The sequence below is a fragment of the Achromobacter sp. Root565 genome (assembly GCF_001427425.1).
Taxonomy (GTDB): Bacteria; Pseudomonadota; Gammaproteobacteria; order Burkholderiales; family Burkholderiaceae_B; genus Achromobacter; species Achromobacter spanius_D.
The window spans coordinates 1369801-1387225 of the sequence record NZ_LMGO01000001.1; the positions used below are offsets into that span (position 1 = coordinate 1369801).

Here is a 17425-nt window from a genome sequence, read left to right on the forward strand (position 1 = left end):
CAAACGCCGTGCCCGGCGGCCGCGTCGAACGGTCTACTGGCGCCCGACAATGATGCCGAGCAGAAACGCCGCGCCCGCCGCAAGCCCGACCGCCTGCCAGGGGCGCGCGTGGATGTATTCCTCGGTGCAATCCAGAGTTTCGCGCATGAGGTCATGCGCGTTGTCGGACGCATCGCGCAGGCTTTGACGCGTGGCTTGAAGCTGGTCGCTCAAGCGCGCCTTCAAGGCCTCAAGGTCCGTTGCCGAGCTGTCGCTGAGCGTGGCTTCCAGCTCGTCGATCCAGCTTTCCGGATGCCGCGAGCGCCGGTAGGCGCCACGATCGTCGGGGCCGTTCTCGGGAAAGTCGGAAGGCATAGGGGTATTCGTCGTGGCCATCGAAAGCTCCTGACTGTCGGGCGGAAAATGCGCCGTCGCGGCCGGCCCGGGCGGCCGCGTGGCGGGGCGAGGCTTACGCCTCGACCATGTCTCGGCATGCCAGCGTGCAGGCGATGCAGGCGCCCGCGCAGATCTGGCATTTTTCGGATTCGTGCGTGGAGCACTGCCTGGCGCAAGCGTCGCAGACCAGCGCGCACAGGGTGCACAGCGCCTGCGCGAATTCGCCTTCGCGGGCCAGCATGGCCGCGCATAGCCGGCAAACCGCCGCGCAGTCGGTGCAAAGGGCGATGCAGGACCTGAGCTGCGCCGGGTTCTGCCGCAGGCAACTGGCGGCGCACTGGTCGCACGCCACTGCGCATTCATAGCAGGCTTGCACACATTGTTCGAAGTTTGGGTCTCGCATTGCATCTCCTTGTGAGCGGCCGAGGCCGCGCCGCCACACAAGTGCAGGGCGCCCGGCGGCACATCCGCTTGCAATTTGAAGGTCTTGACAGTTTTTCCCGCGGGCGAGGAACCGTAGGATGAAGGTTCGCAAAGGCAGGAGATCACCATGAAACCTTCGTCCGCACCCAAATCCACCCCGTCGGCGCGCGCCGACAAATCCGCGCAGGACAACGCTAAGATACTGCCGCCGAGTGGTCCCGTCGACGTGCCGAATCTACCGGATAAACCCGACGCCGACACGCCCGATGAGGCGGCGCGCGACAAACGCGAAGTGGTCGACAACAAGACCGAGTCGAACTGGGCCGACGGCTCCGCGCCGCAACCCCGCGCCAAGAACGCGCGGTCGTCGATTTTCTGATCAGTCATCGGCCGCCTGCTGGTCGTGAAGGAACGCGAGCAGGCGCCGCTCGTCGGCGCTGAGCCCGCGAGGACCCGCCGGGGCGGCTTTGCGGGCCGGTAACGTGCCGGTCAGGTAAGCCTCCATGATTGCGGGGTGCACATAGCACGCGCGGCAGACGGCCGGCGTGTTGGCCAGCCGTTTCGAGACTTCTTTGATCACGTCCACGGCCTCCTGCTTGGCGCGCCGCTCGTCGTCGGCCTGGCGCACCTGCAGCGCGGCATAGGCCATCACGGAGCCAGCCCAGGTGCGGTAGTGTTTCGCCGTGTATTCGCCGCCGCCCGCGTTGCGCAGATAGGCGTTGACCGCGCCCGAATCGACCGGATGCTTGGCCCCGTCGCTATCCAGATACTGAAATAGTTGTTGGCCGGGAATGTCCAGGCACTGCTTGATGATGCGCGCGACCCGCCGGTCGGTGACCGTCACGTCGTGCGCCACGCCGCTCTTGCCCTGAAAACGGAACCGGAAGCGGCTGCCGGCCACGGTCGTGTGCCGGCGTGTCAGCGTCGTGAGGCCATACGATTTGTTGGCTCGTGCGTCTTCGCGTCCGCCGATGCGGATCAGCGTGATCTCCAGCAGGCGCACCAGTACGGAGATCACCTTGTCCTGCGTGAGGCCGGGGATTTTCATGTCGCGTTCGACCTGGCGCCGGATGCCGGGCAGGGCGTGACCGAAGGACAGCAGGTTCTTGTATTTGGTGGCATCGCGCACCGCCGTCCAGTCCGGGTGGTACCGATACTGCTTGCGGCCCCGCGCGTCGCGCCCCGTGGCCTGCAGATGCCCATCTTTCAGCGGGCAGATCCATACGTTCTCGTAGGCCGGAGGAATGGCCAGAGCGTTGATGCGCTGGATTTCGGATTCGTCGGTGACACGAGCGCCGTTCTGATCCAGGTAATGAAACGTATGGGCGTTGACCCGCACGCGGGTGTACCCGGGTTGCGTGTCATCCACATAGGTCAGCGCCGCCTCTTCGACGGGCAGCGGATCCGGGTCCTTTTGCGTGCGGGTGCTCATTCAATCTCCGGGTGCGCGCGGTAGCGCCCGCATCCAGCACGCCGCGTTCCCGGCCGGGCCTCGCAGGGCGGACGGCGGGTTTGGGCACGGCGCTTGCTGAAGACCGGGTTGGTGATCGTGCCGCCGGTACCCACGCCGGGCCTGAGGCGCCGCCAGCGAGAGAATCTTCACAGGAGAGTGCAATGCAAACCGTCCTGCAATTACATGTGCCGCCGAAGCCGGACCCGATTCCGCCCGGCTCGCCGCCGGGCGATCTGCCCGTGGATCCGGATACCGATGAGCCGGACGTGGATCTTCCCCCGCTATCCCCGCCCGTCAAGGAAATCGTGCCGCCGAAAGACGCCTGACGCTACGCGCCTGAACAACTCGAATCAACAAAAACCAAGGAGTCATTATGTCGACCATCCTGCTGATCATCCTGATCCTGCTGCTTATCGGCGCCGTGCCCGCTTGGCCGCATAGCCGTGGCTGGGGCTACTACCCCAGCGGCCTCTTGGGCATCGTCGTAGTGGTGCTCATTGTGTTGCTGCTGATGGGACGCATATAGCGCCATGACACGCTGAAGGCCGCCGGATGCCTGCTAGCGTTCGGCTGGCCCCGTCAGGATGGACGCCAAGGGGCGCCCGTCCTGGCGCGTACGCCGCGTCGGGCGTAAGATTTGCGGGTTTCAGCAGCAACCTATACCCGCAGCCCCGACATGAGTATCCCCTTACTGATCCTGATCGACAGCGTTCGGGACTATCTTCCCGTCATTGAATCCAAGGGCTTTCGCCCGATCCTCGCCACCACCGACCAGACTCGCGCCCAGGCCATCCAGGACCATGGCGCCGATATCCGCGCCGTTCTGACCCGTGGCGCCACTGGCTTGCGCGCCGACGAGATGGCCGCGCTACCGCAATTGAGCATCGTGTGCTCGCTGGGCGTCGGCTATGAAAATATCGACCTTGCCGCAGCGCACACGCGCGGCATCCAGGTCACGAATGGTCCGGGCGCCAATGCCGTGTCCGTGGCCGACCACGCGATGGCGCTGCTGCTGGGCGCCGCGCGCCGGCTGCCGCAGGCCGACGCCTGGGTCCGGCAGGGGCACTGGAGCGGCTTCATGGGTCCGCAAGTCAGCGGCAAGCGTCTGGGCATTCTTGGGCTGGGCACGATCGGCCTGGAAATCGCCCGCCGGGGCGCCAATGGGTTTGGGATGAGCGTGGGGTACTACAACCGCCGCGCCCGCCCGGAATGCGGCTATACGTACTTCGACAATCCGCGCGCGCTGGCGGCTGAGTCCGATTTCCTGGTGGTGGCCACGCCCGGCGGCGCGGGCACGCATCATCTGGTGGACGCCGGCGTGCTGGAGGCGCTGGGTCCGGACGGGTATCTCATCAATATCGCGCGCGGCAGCGTGGTCGACACGGACGCGTTGATTGCCGCGCTGGCCGAGAAGCGCATCGCCGGCGCGGGATTGGATGTGGTGGACGGTGAACCGACCATTCCCGATGCGTTGAAGCGGCTGGACAACGTGGTCCTGACGCCGCATAGCGCGGGACGCTCGCCCGAAGCGGTGGCGGCGACCGTTGCTCTGTTTCTGGAAAACGCCACGGCGCACTTTGGCGGCAAACCCGTCCTGACGCCGGTGCGGGACGCGAGCCTCGTGGCGGCGTGAAGCCGCGCGGCCGTTTGCCGACGTGAACGTAACGTCGGCGGATGTGCCGATGTTGAATGCGCCGACGTCGCGTCCTTTGGGGGACGCGGCGTCGGCGTCTTTGCGGCTACGGTTCGGCCACCCCGTCAGTGCGAGAACATGATCGGCACGGTCATGCTCTTCAGAATGGACGCTGTGGCGCCGCCCATGGCCCATTCCCGGAACTTGCTGTGCCCGTACGCACCCATGACGATCAGGTCCGCGCTGTAATCCGCGGCGGCATTCAGGATGGTGCTGCCGACGCCGACGCCCTTGATGTCGCGGCGCACGTGGTCCGGCGCGGGAATGCCGTGCGCCACGCAATAGGTGGCCAGGTCTTCGAAGGGGATGGATTCGATGTTGCGGGTGGCCGCGCCTTCGTCCATGGTCAGCACGACCACGTGCGAGGCGCCCTGTAGCAGCGGGGTGGCGTCGGCCAGCGCGCGGGCGGCTTCGCGGCTGCCGTCCCAGCAGAGTAGGACGCGATCGCCGATGACCGGGAATTCGCCGCTGGACGGCACGACCATGACGGGACGGCCCGCGGTCAGCAGGGTTTGCTCGACGAATTCGTTTTCGTGCGCGGCCTCGACGTCGTCGCGGTTCTGCTGGCTGACGATGATGAGGTCGCTGGCACGGCCGTGCAGAGCGACGGTGGCGCTGGGCGAGGATTCGCCGGCGCGGACGACGGCCGGTACGTCTGCAGTGGCGGCGGCTTCCAGAAAGGCGTTTTGTACCTCGCCCCGGTTCTGCGCCTGCAGGTTTTTGATGATGTTGAGCGAGCGCGACATCATGACGGATTCGCCGTAGTAATACTGCGGCGGCGCGGAGCTGGCGTAGACCCCCACCAGTTCTGCCTTGTGGCGCTTGGCCAATTCCAGCGCGAGCGCGGTGCGGCGCTTGCAGTCAAACCCGTGGTCCAGGTGGACGGAAATGCGGCGGTACATGGAGGGCCTCCTTGGTTAAACAAGCCATGTCCGTATGGTTGCCGTTTAACCTGGGCTCCCCATTGATGCGCGTCAAGCCGGTTGGAGTTTCACCCCGCCGGCTCAATGCAAGCCGCTATTGCGGCGCCGGGTCGCGTTGCACGCGGTCGCGCAATTGGCGGATCTGCCGTGCCTGCTGCGCGATGCGGTCCAGCGGCGCGGCGAGCGCCGGCTCGGCGGCGGCGATGACCGCGGGCACGCCCAGGCCGCGTGCCTCGCGCACGGGGACCGGGCCTTCCGGATGCAGCACATGCGCCAGCACGGCGCCATAGTCCCGCAGGGCTGCCGCCGCAGGGGACTCGGGCGGCAGGGCTGGCTGGATTTCCAGCACAGTGCCCGCGGCCGTGATGCGGCGCATGGCGTTGAGCAGGTTCACGGCGGTGTCCACGTTCCGGTCGCGATGCACCGGATTCTGCTGGAGCCGCTGCAGGGACGCCTCGGCGTTGTCGGCCGACAGGCAGGCAAGCCGGCGCAGTCCCACGATGTCGCGGGAGGCGGCGGCGCCGCTCTTGTCCTGTGCCAGGGCCAGCGCGTAGTCCGCATGCCGCTGCAGCGCGCGCGTCAAGGCGCCGGCAAGCTGCCGCGGCTCTTTTTCCGGCCAGACCAGAAATCCCACGAGCAGCGCCAGAATGCCGCCCAGGACGCTGTTGAACGCGCGCAGCGCGGCGAGCGTGGGCTCGTAGATCTCGGGCTGCTGGATGTGGCTGACCAGGACGAACTGCGACGTCAAAAAGAAGGTGAAAAGCGCGTAATGGACGGTGCGCGCGGCGAACGTGCCCAGCGCGATGGGCAGGACCGCCAGCGCCACGGATAGGGGTGTGGTGAGCAAAAGTCCCAGCAACGAGGCGCCGATGGCGCCGGCCACACTGCCGACCACGCGCTCGACCGTGCGCTGCCAGGTCGTCGCAAAGTAGGGCTGCAGAATGAAAACCAGCGTTAGCGACATCCAGTAGCCGTGGTTGACGGCGAACGTCTTGGATAGCGCCACTGCAATGGTGGCGCCCACGCCAACACGCAGCGCGTGACGGAAGGCGTCGGATTCGAACCGCAGGTTCTGGCGCAGCGTGCGCCAGGCCTGCCGGGCGCCGCTCGCATCGCTTGCGCGGTGCGCGGGCGCGGCCGGGGTGGCGGCGAGGTCGAACAGGGATTGCGTGACCGCCTGCGCGGTGTGCAGCAGGCGGTCCAGCACCGGCACCACGGTGGCAAGGTCCGGCGCGTAAGCCATGGCGCCGCCGCGCAGGTCGCGCAGTCCGGCGTTGTAGTGGGCCAGGCGCTCGCGCAGGCACTCGGCCTGCTTGGCGTCGCTGACGTCGGAGGTGCTGGCGATGGCGTTGCAGACGCTGGCGTAGCGATGCAGCGCGTGCGACAGGTGCGCCCCGGCGCTGCGGCCCAGCCAGCGCGGGGCGTTGGATTCCAGCAGGTCGGCGGCGGCGACCAGTGCGATGAAGCTGTCCTCGGCGCTGTCCAGCAGATACAGCAGTTGATGGGCGCGGGCCCGGCGCGACGGGCGGGCGTCGAGCACCTCGCGGATCCGGACGCGGGCGGCTTCCAGGGCGGCGCGCTGGGCGCTGCGCTGCGGCCGGACGACGGCGCTCCAGGCTTGTGGCTCTGCCGCGGGCGCCAGGCCGGAGTACATGCGGGCCAGCGCATCGGAAAAGTCGGCGAGGCCCCGGTAGCAGTGGGCGACCGCATGGGTCGCGTCCTTCCAGGGCCGGCGGCGCCAGACAAGCGCCGTCATCAGGATCGCCCATACCGCGCCAGCCAGGAAGAACAGGGTGTACCAGAGGCTTTCCTGAAGCGTCGGCGCCGGCAGCTCGGCGGCCACGACAAAGCCGGCCGACAGCAGCGTGCCCACAATGGCGGCAGCGGGGCCCAGCACCCGCAATAGCCCGCCGAAGGTGCAGCAGACAAAGGTCAGCGGCAGCAGCAACCACAGATGCGACGCGCTGGCGCTGGCCAGCAGGCAGAACAGCGCGCCGATCAGGCCCAACGCCAGCATCGACCCGGCGCGCTTGCGCAAGGGGCCGCCAGGGTCGCCGAAGCAGGCCCAGAACGCCGCGATGGCGGTCCAGCCCAGGCGCGGCTCGTGGACCAGCACGGCGAGGATGACGGGAGCCGCGCTGATGGCGGCGGCTTGCAGGGCATCGAGCCACAGGACATTGCGCAGGGAGGCGCGCCAACGGGTAAGCAAACTAGTCACGCGGATGAAGTGCAGCGAAAAGAGGGCGGGCCAGGGCCGAAAGACGGCAACCCTACCATGTCGACAAGACAGTGGCAGGAGGATTCGGGGAAGGCCAGGCAACAAACCTGCAACGGGCGAACGAGCCGCCCGCAAAGCCGCGCCAAACATGAATTTGCGCACCTTAACACTGATGGTTACATGTGTGTGACTTTATGGCTCGGAGGGCGCAGAATGCGTCAATATCGTGTCCCGATCTGCGCCCGGACAGCGCAGGCAAGCCGTCGGGACACTACCGGAGCAAGCCATGTCAAATACTGAGTCTTGCCAAAATCCCGTGGTCAGCGACGCGGAAATCACGGCAATGATCACCGGCAGGGACGGGCTGCGAGTGCTCCTGCAACCGCAAGTCGACCTGCTGACCGGTCGCATCGTTTCCGCCGAAGCGCTGGTGCGCTGGCAGCACCCGCAGCTTGGCACTGTGATGCCTAACGATTTCATCCCTGCGGTAAATCGGCTCGGGCTGGACTGCATGCTGTTTGAACGCGTGTGCGTGCGGGTCATCGACGCGCTTCAGACGCTGCGCCGCGTTGGCGTCGCCGTGCCGCTGGCGATCAACGCGCCGGCCACCACGCTGTCGGAAATTCGCTGTGTCGACTTCCTGCTGGACCGCGTGCGGGCCGCGGAACTGCCGCCGTCGCTGGTGCGTGTGGAACTGACGGAAGACCAGCCCATACACGACCTGGACGTGCTGCGCGCATCTTTGCTGCGCCTGGAAGAGGCGGGCTGCGAAGTCAGCCTCGACGACTTCGGCACCGGCCACGCGTCGCTGAAGCTGCTGTCGGCGCTGCCGCTATCCGAAGTGAAGATCGACCAATATTTCGTCACGCGCATGCGCCGCAGCGCCGTGGCCTTCGAAGTCCTGCGTACCGCCGCGGAGCTGGCTACCCGCCTGGGTTGGCGCGTGGTCGCCGAAGGCGTGGAGAACGTTGCCGACATTCCCGCCCTGCGCGCGGCGGGCTGCCGCTACGGACAGGGGTTTTCGTTGGGTCGGCCCATGCCGCTGGACGAACTGATCCTGCGGCTGCGCACTCAGCGCGACGGCGGAGAGCCGCTGGCAGCGCCTGCCGCCTACGCGTCGTCGTGGCTGGACGCGTTCGATGGCCCCGGCCAGGATGCTGAAACCGGACGGCCCGCCGTGCACACGGCATTGCTCTAGCCCCTGTGCAACGGTAGTTTTTACCGATCGGCGCGGCATTTTGCGCCTTCCGCTTCCGTCCCCCAAGAATCATGTCTGGCGCTTCCCGTTGCGGGCGGCGTTGGGCACGCGGGTTGCTCTATGGTCTATGCGGAATATCTCCGCCTACTAGGAGACGTGTAATGGCCAACCAAAACCAACCCGACCAGCAGAAGCAACCGCAAAAGCAACAATCCCAGGAGAATCCTCGGGACCGTAACCAGCCGGGTCAGCAGCCCGGCCAAGCTGGCGAGCAGATGGAGAAAGACCGTAATCAGCAAGGTCAGACTTCAGATCAGCAAAACAGGAATCAGCGCTAAATGCGCTGACTACGCCGGCCGCGTGACCAGCGCGCGGTTCGTTGCGTAGTGCCTGACGGCCCCGGCCGCGTCCGCTCTCCGTGGCGCATCCGGGGCCAAATTGCGTCTGCCACCCCCGGTTATGCCGACAGGCACAGCACTGCGGGTCCGTCGCGCAGCAATTCGGTGATGGGCAGCAGGCCGTGGGCGTCCGTGCGCACGCGGCGGCCGGTCAAGGCGTCATGCAGCGACAGGCCAGGACTGCCTGCCGGCAATCGCAGCGTCGTCCCGGCCCAGAACGCGCGCGCGCCGGCTGCGTCGCCACGCGCATACCCGGTCAAATGCAGGGCACACGTCCGCGCCGCGACGATGAGGGCCGTCTGACCCTCGTGTTGGCGCACATACGCCAGCACGTGGCCAGCTTGAGCGCCCTCGGCCGCGACCGAGTGGAATTCCCCACTCGTAAAGGGCGCAGGGGTGCGCTGGCGGGCCAGAAGCAGCCGGTGAATCAGCGCCTGCTTGACCGCGCCGGTGCGCCAGGCCGACTCGGACAGGTCGATCGCCACGTCGCGTGATCCGTCAGCGAGCAGCTTCGCACGCAACGCGTAGTCGACCGGCCTGCGATTGTCCGGATCGACCAGGCTGAAATCCCACAAATCGGTTCCCTGGTACAGATCCGGCACGCCGGGCAAGGTGTTGCGCAGCAGCGTCTGCGTGAAGCTGTTGACCATGCCCGCGGGCGCGATCTCCAGGGCAAAGGCGGCAATGCCGGCCAGCACGCGGCGGCCTTCGGGGTCTCCGCCCAGCCACGCCAGGCATTCCTTTGCGGCGGCTTCGTAGGTGGGATCCTGGTCGGTCCAGCTGGTGTGCAGCTTGGCCTCGCGCAGCGCCTTTTCCTGCCACTGGCCGATCCGGTCCAGCCACGCTTGCAGGGCGTCGGGCGACCAGTCGGGGGGATCCGCGCGCCACTCGCAGGGCCATGCGCCGATCAGCGTCTGGATCAGCATGTAGCGGTCTGCCCGCGTCATGCCGCCGGGCAATGCGTCGATCCAGCCGCGCGCGGCCTCCTGCCAACGCTCGGGCATTTCCGTCAGGACAGCCAGCCGCATCCGTGTGTCTTCGCCGCGCTTGTGGTCGTGCGTGGCGGTGGCGAGCATGGCGCGGGGATGGGTGCGTGCGCGGGCGGCGCAGGCGGCATGGAAATCTTCGGCCGATAGGCTGAAGCACGCTGGCGACGCGCCCACCTCGTTGCGCGACAGCAGCGGTCCGTAACGGTAGAAGAGTGTGTCTTCCAACGCCTTGGCGGCCAAGGGCGGCGTCAGTTGCTGGAAGCGGCGCAGGGCGGTGGGATGGTCCGTTTCGCCGTTGAGCCATTGCGCAATCTGCGCCAGCAAGGTTGCGTCGGCCGAGCCTTCGCGCGCCGCCATCGCCGTCGCGGCGCCCTGAACCGCGACCTCTCGCTGGTGGGCGTCGGCCGGATTGCGGCCCTCGTCCTCCGCATAGGTGCGGTAGACGGGAAAGGCGGCCAGCAGGGCGCTCAGCGCGCGGTCGATCGCCGTGGCGGTCCAGTCGCGCGTGCGCAAATCGCGGGCGGCGATCTGTTCCAGGCAGCGCACCAACGCCTGCCGTTCCGCCGGGAAATGCCGGGCAAGCATGCGCACCCGTGCCGCGCGCAGCTGCTCGGCGGCGTCGCGGTCATCGCCGGTCAGGGTGCGCCAGAACGCCTGCAGCGGCGCCTCGGCCTGCGGGTCGTGCAGCACCGCGCTCACCTGATCCATGAAGTCGTAGCCCGTGGTGCCGTCCGTCAGCCATCGCGGGTCCAGCGCCTCGTCATGCGCCAGGATTTTCTCGACAACCAGGTAGGGCTGGTCCTGGCGCAGCGCCGCGGGACGGTTGGCATTGGCATCGGCAAGCCGTGCCGACAACCGGCGCAAATACCCGCCCGGCGTTGCCAGGCCGTCGATGTGGTCGATGCGCAGGCCGTCCAGCACACCCTGCGCGTACAGCCGCAGAACCAGCGCGTGCACGGCATCGAACACGCCGTCGTCCTCGACGCGCACGCCGACGAGTTCGCTGATTTCAAAGAAGCGCCGCCAATTGATCTGGTCCGGCGCGGTGCGCCACCACACCAGACGGTAGTGCTGGCGTTCCAGCAGTTCATGCAGGCGCTGCCGGCCAGCCGGTTGCGCGGGGTCGTATTCGCGTAGCCACGCCTGACGCTCCGCGCCGCGCGGCACGGACGACGGGGTCAGCGGAAAGCGCTGTCCATGCACGTCCAGCTCGGGGGCCGACGCGCCGGTGTCCCATTGCGGCGTGATGGCGCCGTGTTCCAGCGATGCGCCGTACGGGTCACCGAGGACCGGCAGCAGCACCTTGTTGCGCAGCGCCGGCGTGGGCGGGTTCCATTCGATATCGAAGTAGGCCGCGAATGCGCTGGCGGGACCATAGGCCAGCACGTCGTGCCACCAGGCGTTGGCGGGATTCGCCGCCATGTGGTTGGGCACGATGTCCGCGATGAGGCCAAGGCCACGCGCCCGCGCGGCGCTGGCCAGGCGGAGCAGGGCGGGCTCGCCGCCCAGTTCGGGGCTGACAACGGCGTGGTCGATGACGTCGTAGCCATGGGTGGAGCCCTCCCGCGCGCGCGTGATGGGCGATAAATACAGGTGACTGACGCCCAGGTCTGCGTAATAGTCCACCTGCGCGCACGCGTCGTCGAGCGTGAAGCCTGCGTGCAACTGCAGGCGGGCGGTGGCTTGCGGTGTGCTCAAGATTGTCTCCTTCCGGCGCGCGCGGCATCCAGGCGGGCCTGCGCGGCGGGGTCTGCGAATGTCGCGCGGATGCTCAATGGCATACGCTGGCGCCAGTTGGGATGGGTGTCGATGGTGCCGGGCAGGTTCGGCTGATCCAGCACGCCCGCAATATCCTCCATCGGCACCAGCAGCAGCGGGCAGGGACTGGAGGACACAAAGCGCAGCAGCTCGGGAACCGGGGCCTGGCCGGGCGGCGTTTCCGCCTTCGGGTCCAGGGCGCGGGTGAGCGCTTGGCGGTCCTGCGCGCGGGCGGCGCGCAGGCTTTGCTCGTCGTCGTCGTCGCCCAGCAGATGGAGTTTGACGCGCCAGTCGATGTCGCGCTCTTCCCACCAGCCGCGCAGGGTCGGCAGATCGTGGGTCGTGGTCATGGCGGCGGCGTTTTCGGGCCATTCGGCGGGCGGCGTGAAGCCGGCGGCAGCCCGTGCGCCGGAGGCATCCGCGCCCGCGGCGACTGCTTCTGCCGCATCCGCGACCGGCGGTGCGTCCACCGCCTGGCGCATGAACCACAGCACGTTCATGCCGAGCACGCCGTTGTCGTTCAACCGGTCGTCGAAGCCTTCGGGCACCGTGCCCAGGTTTTCGCCGATGGCGCAGGCGCGGTGGCGCCAGGCCTCCAGCGCGATCAGCGCGAGTATCTCGTCCAGCGGATAGCGCAGATAGGCGCCGTCGGCGGGCGACGCGCCTTCCGGCACCAGCCACAGGCGTGCCATGCCCAGGATGTGATCGATGCGCACGCCACCGGTGTGGGCCAGCACCGCGCGCAGCATCTCGATGAATGCGGCGTAGCCGTTGGTGTGCAGCGCGCGCGGTGAAAACGCGGTGAGGCCCCAACCCTGTCCGAGCGGGTTGTAGATGTCGGGCGGCGCGCCAACCGACATGCCGCGCATGAGGTCGGCCTGCCGGCTCCACGCATGGCTGCCGTCCGGACTGGCGCCCACTGCCAAGTCGGCAAGCAGGCCCAGCCGCATGCCGGCCTCGCGGCCCGCCGTGTGCGCCGCAGCCAGGTTTTCCGCCGCGAGCCATTGGGCAAATTGATGAAAGTCCACCTCAAGCGGGTGATCCTGCGCAAAGCGTTTGACTTGAGAAGAGGCCGGATCGCGCAGGGCGGCCGGCCATTTCTGCCACGGCGGGATCTTGCCGTCCGGCGCGCGCTGCGCGGCATGCAGGGCCTCGAAGATCGCATGATCGCGCAGCGCCTGGCCACGGTCTTCGCAGAACTGCGCATAGCGGGCCCGCTGGCTGGAGGCGCCGCTGCTGGCAAATTCCGCATGCAGGGCGCGCAGCACCCGCAGCCGGATCGCCGCGGCCGCCGGCCAGTCGATGAGCTCCAGCCCGTCCAGCGCGCTGAGTTCGGCGGGCTCGACGCCGGCCAGCGCGCGCACCATGGCGTCCTGGCCGAGTACCGAGGCGGGCGCCGCGTACAGCACGTTCAGGAAGAGGCGGTTGGACGGCGAGTACGGGCTGGAGCGCTCGGGCTGCGCCGTGTACATCGCGTGGACCGGGCTGATGGCCAGCATGTCCGCGCCTTGCTCCGCGGCGGCCACCGCCAGTTCGCGCAGCGCGCCGAAGTCGCCGAAACCGTGCGTGCGCGGCACGGCGGCGCTTGCGTCCTGCCGCAGGCTGTAGACCTGCGCGGCCAGGCCCCAGCAGCGCGGGCCGGTCACGCCGGTCAGGTCGGCCAGGCTTGGGGCCTTCTGCGGGGCAACCGCGAGTGTGGCCTCGGCCGTTGTGAGCAGCAGGCGATGGTAGCCGGGCTCGTCGGGGGCAATCATGAAGGGCACGCGGTCGGCGCCGGCCTGGATGTGCCCGTCCAGGATGCGGCCGGACTCGCACAGGACGCGATACGGCCCGCGCGCGGTCTTGGGTAATACGGTGCGGGCGTTGCAACGCGTCACCAGCATGGGCGGCAGCACGTCCGCGGCTTGTTCCGCCAGGCGCCGCCGGCTGTCGTCGATATCGCGCGCGGTGCCCGCCGGCAGGTCCATGGCAGCCAGCAGGGCGCGCAACGTGTCGGGGGCCACGCGCTGCGGGCGCTGGCGCGCGTCCGTCCAATGTTCCGCGATGCCAGCGTCCAAGGCCAGCGCAGATAAGCCATCCGGCTCGGCCATGGGGCGCTTCATGCCGCTTCCTCCAGCAGCCAGACGGTGCAATCGGGACACAGCTCGCCTTGCGCGAGGCGGTCGCGCCCGCCCGGAGGCGATTCGAAGAGCAGGGTTGCGAACACATCGGGACCGGGCATGAGCGATTCCGGCACCGTTTGAGGCGTGGGTCCCAGATTCGTGTAGACCGTGAGCCGGGCGCCATCGGCCAGTTCCCAGCGGGCGAACACGCTGCGGTCTCCCACCGCCGCGGCGCCCAGGCTTATTGCGCCCGCCAGGCGTGGCGCAATCGACCGCGCGCGCAATTGCAGCAGCGCGGAATAGTCGCGCATCCACTCTGCCGCATCTGGCTCGTCCTGCCAGGGAGAACTGGCGTGGTACGTGGATTCGTCGTTCGGGTCGGGCAACTTCGCGGCGGGCGAATCGCCCGCGAATTCGGGGAAGGCCGAGAATTCGCGCTGCCTGCCGTCGCGCACGGCCTGCGCCAGTTCGGGATCGGTATGGCTTGTGAAATACAGGAACGGCGCACGCGATCCGCGTTCCTCTCCCATGAAGATCAAGGGGATCTGCGGCGAGAGCAATTGCAGCGCCACGGCCGCGCGCAAGCGCTGGGTATTGTCGACCAGGGCGATCAGCCGTTCACCGCGTGCGCGGTTGCCGGTCTGGTCATGGTTCTGCAGGAACAGCACGAAGGCCGTCGGCGGCAGGTCCGCGCTGCGCTCGCCGCGCGCCTGGCCGCCTCGGTAGGCCGAGGGTTGGCCCTGATACACCCAGCCTTCGGCCAGGCAGCGCGCCAGCGCCTGCGCGGGCGCTTCGGCGTAGTCGGCGTAATAACCGCGCGATTCGCCGGTCAGCAGATGGTGCAGCACGTGGTGCGCATCGTCATTCCATTGCGCCTCGAAGTCGCCGCGCAGCAGGCTGGCGCGGTTGTCGTCGTTTTCCACCACCAGATGCACGTGACGCTCGGCAGAGACCCCGTCGCGCACAAAGCGGGCAAGTTCGTGCAGCCACTCGTGCCCGGCGATAGCGTGGACGGCGTCTAGCCGCAGGCCATCGAAGCGGTATTCCGTCAGCCAGTACAGCGCGTTTTCCTTGAAGTACGTGCTGACGGCTTCCTGGCGAAAGTCGATGGCCGCGCCCCACGGGGTGTCGATGTCGGTGCGGAAAAAGGGCGCCGCGTAACCGGATAGGTAATTGCCGTCCGGGCCGAAGTGGTTGTAGACCACGTCAAGCATCACGCCCATGCCATGGCCATGCGCCGCGTCGATCAGGCGCTTCAGGTCGTCCGGCGAGCCGTACGCCGTATCGGGCGCATACGGCAGCACGCCGTCATAGCCCCAGTTCCGTGCGCCCGGAAAATCGGCGATGGGCATGAGTTCCAGCAGGGTGATGCCCATGTCCGCCAGTTCCGGCAACCGGGCGATCAAGCCCGAGTAGCCGCCGGCCATACCCGCGTGGACCTCGTAGATGACCGTCTCTTCCCACGGGCGGCCGGTCCATTCCGGGTGGCGCCAGCGGTACACGCCCGGCTGCACGACGACGCTGTCGCCATGCACATCGCCGTCCTGCAATCGCGAGGCGGGATCGGGAGTGATGGTGTGCTCGTCCAGCCGATAGTGGTAGCGGGTGCCGGGCGGGCAGTCGACGTCGGCTTGCGCGTAGCCGTCCGGGCCGGGGCGCATCGGAATGGGCGGATGGCCCTCGACCTCCAGCGCAAGGCCGGCCGGGGCGCTGGGCGCCCATAGCCGAAAGCGCGTGACGCCGCTTTCAAGCGGAATCGCGCCAAACGAGTACGAATGCGTCATGACGCGTCTCCGGGTTCCGCGCGCTGGGCCATCAGGACCAGGCTATGCGGGGCCACCGTCACGGACGGCTCGTCCCACGGCGCGGGCGCGGCGGGCTTGTCCGAATCCAGCTCCAGCGACCAGGCGAGCCCGGGCTCCGGCAGCGTAAAGGTCACCGCTTCGTGTGTGGGGTTCATCAGCAACAGCGTGACGTCGGCGCCGCCTTCGGGGCGCTGGGCGGCGCGGCGCAAGCCCATCACGCGATCCTGCTCTGCTTCCCAGGCCGGGCCGTCCAGTTGCGCACCGGCGGCGTCGAACCAGGAAATCGCGGGGATCCCCGGCTGGATCTCCTGGCCGGCATCGCCGTAGCGGGCGCTGCGCACGCTGGGATGCGCGCGGCGCAGCGCGGTCAGTCGGCCGACATAGCGGCTGAGCGCCCGGCCGGCGTCGCTTTGCGCCTGCGTCCAGTCCAGCCATGAAGTGGCGTTGTCCTGGCAGTAGGCGTTGTTGTTGCCGTCCTGGCTGTTGCCGAATTCGTCGCCGGCCAGCAGCATCGGCGTGCCGTCGGACAGCATCGCCGAACCCAGCAGCGCGCGTTGCACGCGGCCGCGCGTCTCGAGGATCTGGGGATCGTCGGTGGGTCCTTCCTCGCCCCAGTTGTGGCTGAAGTTCTCGGAATGACCGTCGTTGCCGTCCTCGCCGTTGGCTTCGTTGTGGCGGCCGTCGTAGCTGACGATGTCGGCCAGCGTGAAGCCGTCGTGCGAGGCGACGTAATTGACGGTGGACCAGGGGCGGCGATGGCGGCGGTCGAAGATGTCGCGCGACCCGCACAGCCGGGCCGCCATGTCGCCGCGCATGCCTTCGTCACCGCGCCAGAAGCGGCGGGTGGTGTCGCGGAACTTGTCGTTCCATTCCGCGAACCCGGGCGGATGGTTGCCAAGCTGGTAGCCGTCCGGGCCGATGTCCCATGGCTCGGAAATGAGCTTGAGCTTGGACAGGACCGGGTCCTGCAGGATGACGTCAAAGAACCCCGATCCGGGATCGTAGCCGTTGCCTTCGCGTCCCAGCGTCACGCCCAAGTCGAAGCGAAAGCCGTCCACGCCGTACGAGGTGGCCCAGTAGCGCAGCGAATCGGTCACCATCTGCAGCACGCGCGGATGCGACATATTCACCGTGTTGCCGCATCCGGTGTCGTTGATGTAGTAACGCTCTTCGCCCGGCATGAGGCGGTAGTAGCTGGCGTTGTCCAGGCCGCGCCAGGACAACGTCGGCCCCATCTCGTTGCCTTCGCAGGTGTGGTTGTAGACCACGTCAAGAATGACCTCGATGCCCGCCGCGTGCAGGCGGCGGATGGCCAGACGCAGTTCGTTGGGGTGCTGCATCAGGTAGCCGGGCTCGGGCGCAAAGTACGACAGGGTGCTGTAGCCCCAGTAATTGCGCAGGCCGCGCTCGGTCAGGAAGTGGTCCTGCAGGAATGCATACACCGGCAGCAGTTCCACGGCCGTCACGCCCAGGCGTTGCAGATGCTCGATGAAATGCGGATCGGCCAGGGCGGCGCAGGTGCCGCGCAGCGGCTGGCGCAGGTCTTCGCGCTGCATCGAGGCGCCGCGCACGTGGACCTCGTAGATCGTCGTGTCGTTCCACGACGTGCACGGCGCCTTGCTGTTGCCCCAGTTGAACGGGACTTCATCGGCCACGATGGCCTTGGGCATGGCGGGCGCGCTGTCGCGGCGGTCAAGACTCAAGTCCAGCCGCGAGTGATTCATGCGGTAGCCAAAGAGCGCGGGGCTCCAGTGCAGCGGTCCGCTCAACTGGCGGGCGTACGGGTCCAGCAGCAGCTTGTGGGGATTGAAGCGGTGCCCGTTCTGCGGGTCGTAAGGGCCGTGGGCGCGGTAGCCATACAGCAGGCCGGGCTGCGCATCCGGCAGATAGCCATGCCAGATTTCGTCCGTGCATTCGGGCAGGTCGAAGCGCCGCAGTTCCTTGCGACCTTTGGGATCGAAGATGCACAGCTCGATGCGGGTGGCGTGCGCCGAGAACACGGCAAAGTTCACGCCGAGGCCGTCGCTGGTGGCGCCCAGCGGTGTCGGCTGGCCGCCGGTGATACGGGTCAGTTGGGACGGATCCATGGA

15 protein-coding genes are annotated in these 17425 nt (G+C 67.9%); 6 read left to right on the forward strand and 9 right to left on the reverse strand.

The window, feature by feature from the left end:
- Nucleotides 1-33 precede the first annotated feature (33 nt).
- Nucleotides 34-354 carry a YqjD family protein gene (locus ASD71_RS06180; protein ID WP_235512028.1) on the reverse strand — a complete coding sequence of 107 codons (321 nt, stop codon included), beginning with the start codon at nucleotides 352-354 and terminating at the stop codon, nucleotides 34-36.
- A gap of 94 nt (nucleotides 355-448) precedes the next feature.
- The gene (locus ASD71_RS06185) at nucleotides 449-778 is read right to left on the reverse strand and encodes a four-helix bundle copper-binding protein (RefSeq protein ID WP_056561185.1); all 330 of its coding nucleotides are present in this window, start codon (nucleotides 776-778) and stop codon (nucleotides 449-451) included.
- Between the two features lie 147 nt (nucleotides 779-925).
- Here ASD71_RS06185 and ASD71_RS06190 point away from each other — a divergent pair, with 147 nt between their 5' ends.
- Nucleotides 926-1177: a hypothetical protein gene (locus ASD71_RS06190; protein ID WP_056561187.1), complete on the forward strand. Its 252-nt coding sequence runs from the start codon at nucleotides 926-928 to the stop codon at nucleotides 1175-1177.
- Here the strand turns inward: ASD71_RS06190 and ASD71_RS06195 are convergent, their stop codons facing one another.
- A complete protein-coding gene (locus tag ASD71_RS06195) occupies nucleotides 1178-2230 on the reverse strand; it encodes a DNA topoisomerase IB (protein ID WP_056561190.1) in 1053 nt (350 codons plus the stop codon).
- A gap of 182 nt (nucleotides 2231-2412) precedes the next feature.
- Here ASD71_RS06195 and ASD71_RS28170 point away from each other — a divergent pair, with 182 nt between their 5' ends.
- The 3 genes from ASD71_RS28170 (at nucleotide 2413) to ASD71_RS06200 (ending at nucleotide 3884) form a co-directional block, all read left to right on the forward strand.
- On the forward strand, nucleotides 2413-2577 hold the full coding sequence (locus ASD71_RS28170) for a hypothetical protein (RefSeq protein WP_167427925.1): 165 nt from the start codon (nucleotides 2413-2415) through the stop codon (nucleotides 2575-2577).
- A 47-nt stretch (nucleotides 2578-2624) separates the two neighbouring features.
- Entirely contained in the window at nucleotides 2625-2777 is a 153-nt protein-coding gene (locus ASD71_RS27475; protein WP_082578807.1) for a DUF3309 family protein, read from the forward strand.
- Nucleotides 2778-2927: 150 nt separating this feature from the next.
- Complete coding sequence (locus ASD71_RS06200; RefSeq protein WP_056561192.1) at nucleotides 2928-3884, forward strand: 2-hydroxyacid dehydrogenase; 957 nt, start codon at nucleotides 2928-2930, stop codon at nucleotides 3882-3884.
- A 125-nt stretch (nucleotides 3885-4009) separates the two neighbouring features.
- On the opposite strand, the gene ASD71_RS06205 is transcribed toward ASD71_RS06200, so the two are convergent.
- Both ASD71_RS06205 and ASD71_RS06210 read right to left on the reverse strand, forming a co-directional pair.
- On the reverse strand, nucleotides 4010-4846 hold the full coding sequence (locus ASD71_RS06205) for a universal stress protein (RefSeq protein ID WP_056561194.1): 837 nt from the start codon (nucleotides 4844-4846) through the stop codon (nucleotides 4010-4012).
- A 115-nt stretch (nucleotides 4847-4961) separates the two neighbouring features.
- Nucleotides 4962-7085: an FUSC family protein gene (locus tag ASD71_RS06210; protein ID WP_056561196.1), complete on the reverse strand. Its 2124-nt coding sequence runs from the start codon at nucleotides 7083-7085 to the stop codon at nucleotides 4962-4964.
- A gap of 286 nt (nucleotides 7086-7371) precedes the next feature.
- Here ASD71_RS06210 and ASD71_RS06215 point away from each other — a divergent pair, with 286 nt between their 5' ends.
- Complete coding sequence (locus tag ASD71_RS06215; RefSeq protein ID WP_056561198.1) at nucleotides 7372-8283, forward strand: EAL domain-containing protein; 912 nt, start codon at nucleotides 7372-7374, stop codon at nucleotides 8281-8283.
- Nucleotides 8284-8444: 161 nt separating this feature from the next.
- Nucleotides 8445-8621 (forward strand): hypothetical protein, encoded by a 177-nt coding sequence (locus ASD71_RS28175; protein ID WP_200949360.1) that lies wholly within the window; start codon nucleotides 8445-8447, stop codon nucleotides 8619-8621.
- A 119-nt stretch (nucleotides 8622-8740) separates the two neighbouring features.
- Here ASD71_RS28175 and treY read toward each other — a convergent pair whose 3' ends face one another.
- Genes treY through glgX form a run of 4 tightly spaced genes read right to left on the reverse strand, consistent with a single transcriptional unit; the run spans nucleotide 8741 to nucleotide 17422 of the window.
- On the reverse strand, nucleotides 8741-11368 hold the full coding sequence (treY, locus tag ASD71_RS06220) for a malto-oligosyltrehalose synthase (RefSeq protein WP_056561200.1): 2628 nt from the start codon (nucleotides 11366-11368) through the stop codon (nucleotides 8741-8743).
- A complete protein-coding gene (gene malQ, locus ASD71_RS06225; protein ID WP_056561202.1) occupies nucleotides 11365-13530 on the reverse strand; it encodes a 4-alpha-glucanotransferase in 2166 nt (721 codons plus the stop codon). Before malQ ends, treY begins: the two co-directional genes overlap by 4 nt.
- A complete protein-coding gene (treZ, locus tag ASD71_RS06230; protein ID WP_056561204.1) occupies nucleotides 13527-15314 on the reverse strand; it encodes a malto-oligosyltrehalose trehalohydrolase in 1788 nt (595 codons plus the stop codon). Before treZ ends, malQ begins: the two co-directional genes overlap by 4 nt.
- Nucleotides 15311-17422 (reverse strand): glycogen debranching protein GlgX, encoded by a 2112-nt coding sequence (gene glgX / locus ASD71_RS06235; RefSeq protein WP_056561206.1) that lies wholly within the window; start codon nucleotides 17420-17422, stop codon nucleotides 15311-15313. The genes treZ and glgX overlap by 4 nt, the downstream gene beginning before the upstream one ends.
- Between the last annotated feature and the right edge of the window lie 3 nt (nucleotides 17423-17425).

What these genes read in the sequence shown, in the direction of transcription:
- ASD71_RS06180 (WP_235512028.1), bottom strand. Translation starts at nt 354, where the DNA reads ATGCCTTCCGACTTTCCCGAGAACGGCCCCGACGATCGTGGCGCCTAC.
- ASD71_RS06185 (WP_056561185.1), bottom strand. Translation starts at nt 778, where the DNA reads ATGCGAGACCCAAACTTCGAACAATGTGTGCAAGCCTGCTATGAATGC.
- ASD71_RS06190 (WP_056561187.1), top strand. Translation starts at nt 926, where the DNA reads ATGAAACCTTCGTCCGCACCCAAATCCACCCCGTCGGCGCGCGCCGAC.
- ASD71_RS06195 (WP_056561190.1), bottom strand. Translation starts at nt 2,230, where the DNA reads ATGAGCACCCGCACGCAAAAGGACCCGGATCCGCTGCCCGTCGAAGAG.
- ASD71_RS28170 (WP_167427925.1), top strand. Translation starts at nt 2,413, where the DNA reads ATGCAAACCGTCCTGCAATTACATGTGCCGCCGAAGCCGGACCCGATT.
- ASD71_RS27475 (WP_082578807.1), top strand. Translation starts at nt 2,625, where the DNA reads ATGTCGACCATCCTGCTGATCATCCTGATCCTGCTGCTTATCGGCGCC.
- ASD71_RS06200 (WP_056561192.1), top strand. Translation starts at nt 2,928, where the DNA reads ATGAGTATCCCCTTACTGATCCTGATCGACAGCGTTCGGGACTATCTT.
- ASD71_RS06205 (WP_056561194.1), bottom strand. Translation starts at nt 4,846, where the DNA reads ATGTACCGCCGCATTTCCGTCCACCTGGACCACGGGTTTGACTGCAAG.
- ASD71_RS06215 (WP_056561198.1), top strand. Translation starts at nt 7,372, where the DNA reads ATGTCAAATACTGAGTCTTGCCAAAATCCCGTGGTCAGCGACGCGGAA.
- ASD71_RS28175 (WP_200949360.1), top strand. Translation starts at nt 8,445, where the DNA reads ATGGCCAACCAAAACCAACCCGACCAGCAGAAGCAACCGCAAAAGCAA.
- malQ (WP_056561202.1), bottom strand. Translation starts at nt 13,530, where the DNA reads ATGAAGCGCCCCATGGCCGAGCCGGATGGCTTATCTGCGCTGGCCTTG.
- treZ (WP_056561204.1), bottom strand. Translation starts at nt 15,314, where the DNA reads ATGACGCATTCGTACTCGTTTGGCGCGATTCCGCTTGAAAGCGGCGTC.
- glgX (WP_056561206.1), bottom strand. Translation starts at nt 17,422, where the DNA reads ATGGATCCGTCCCAACTGACCCGTATCACCGGCGGCCAGCCGACACCG.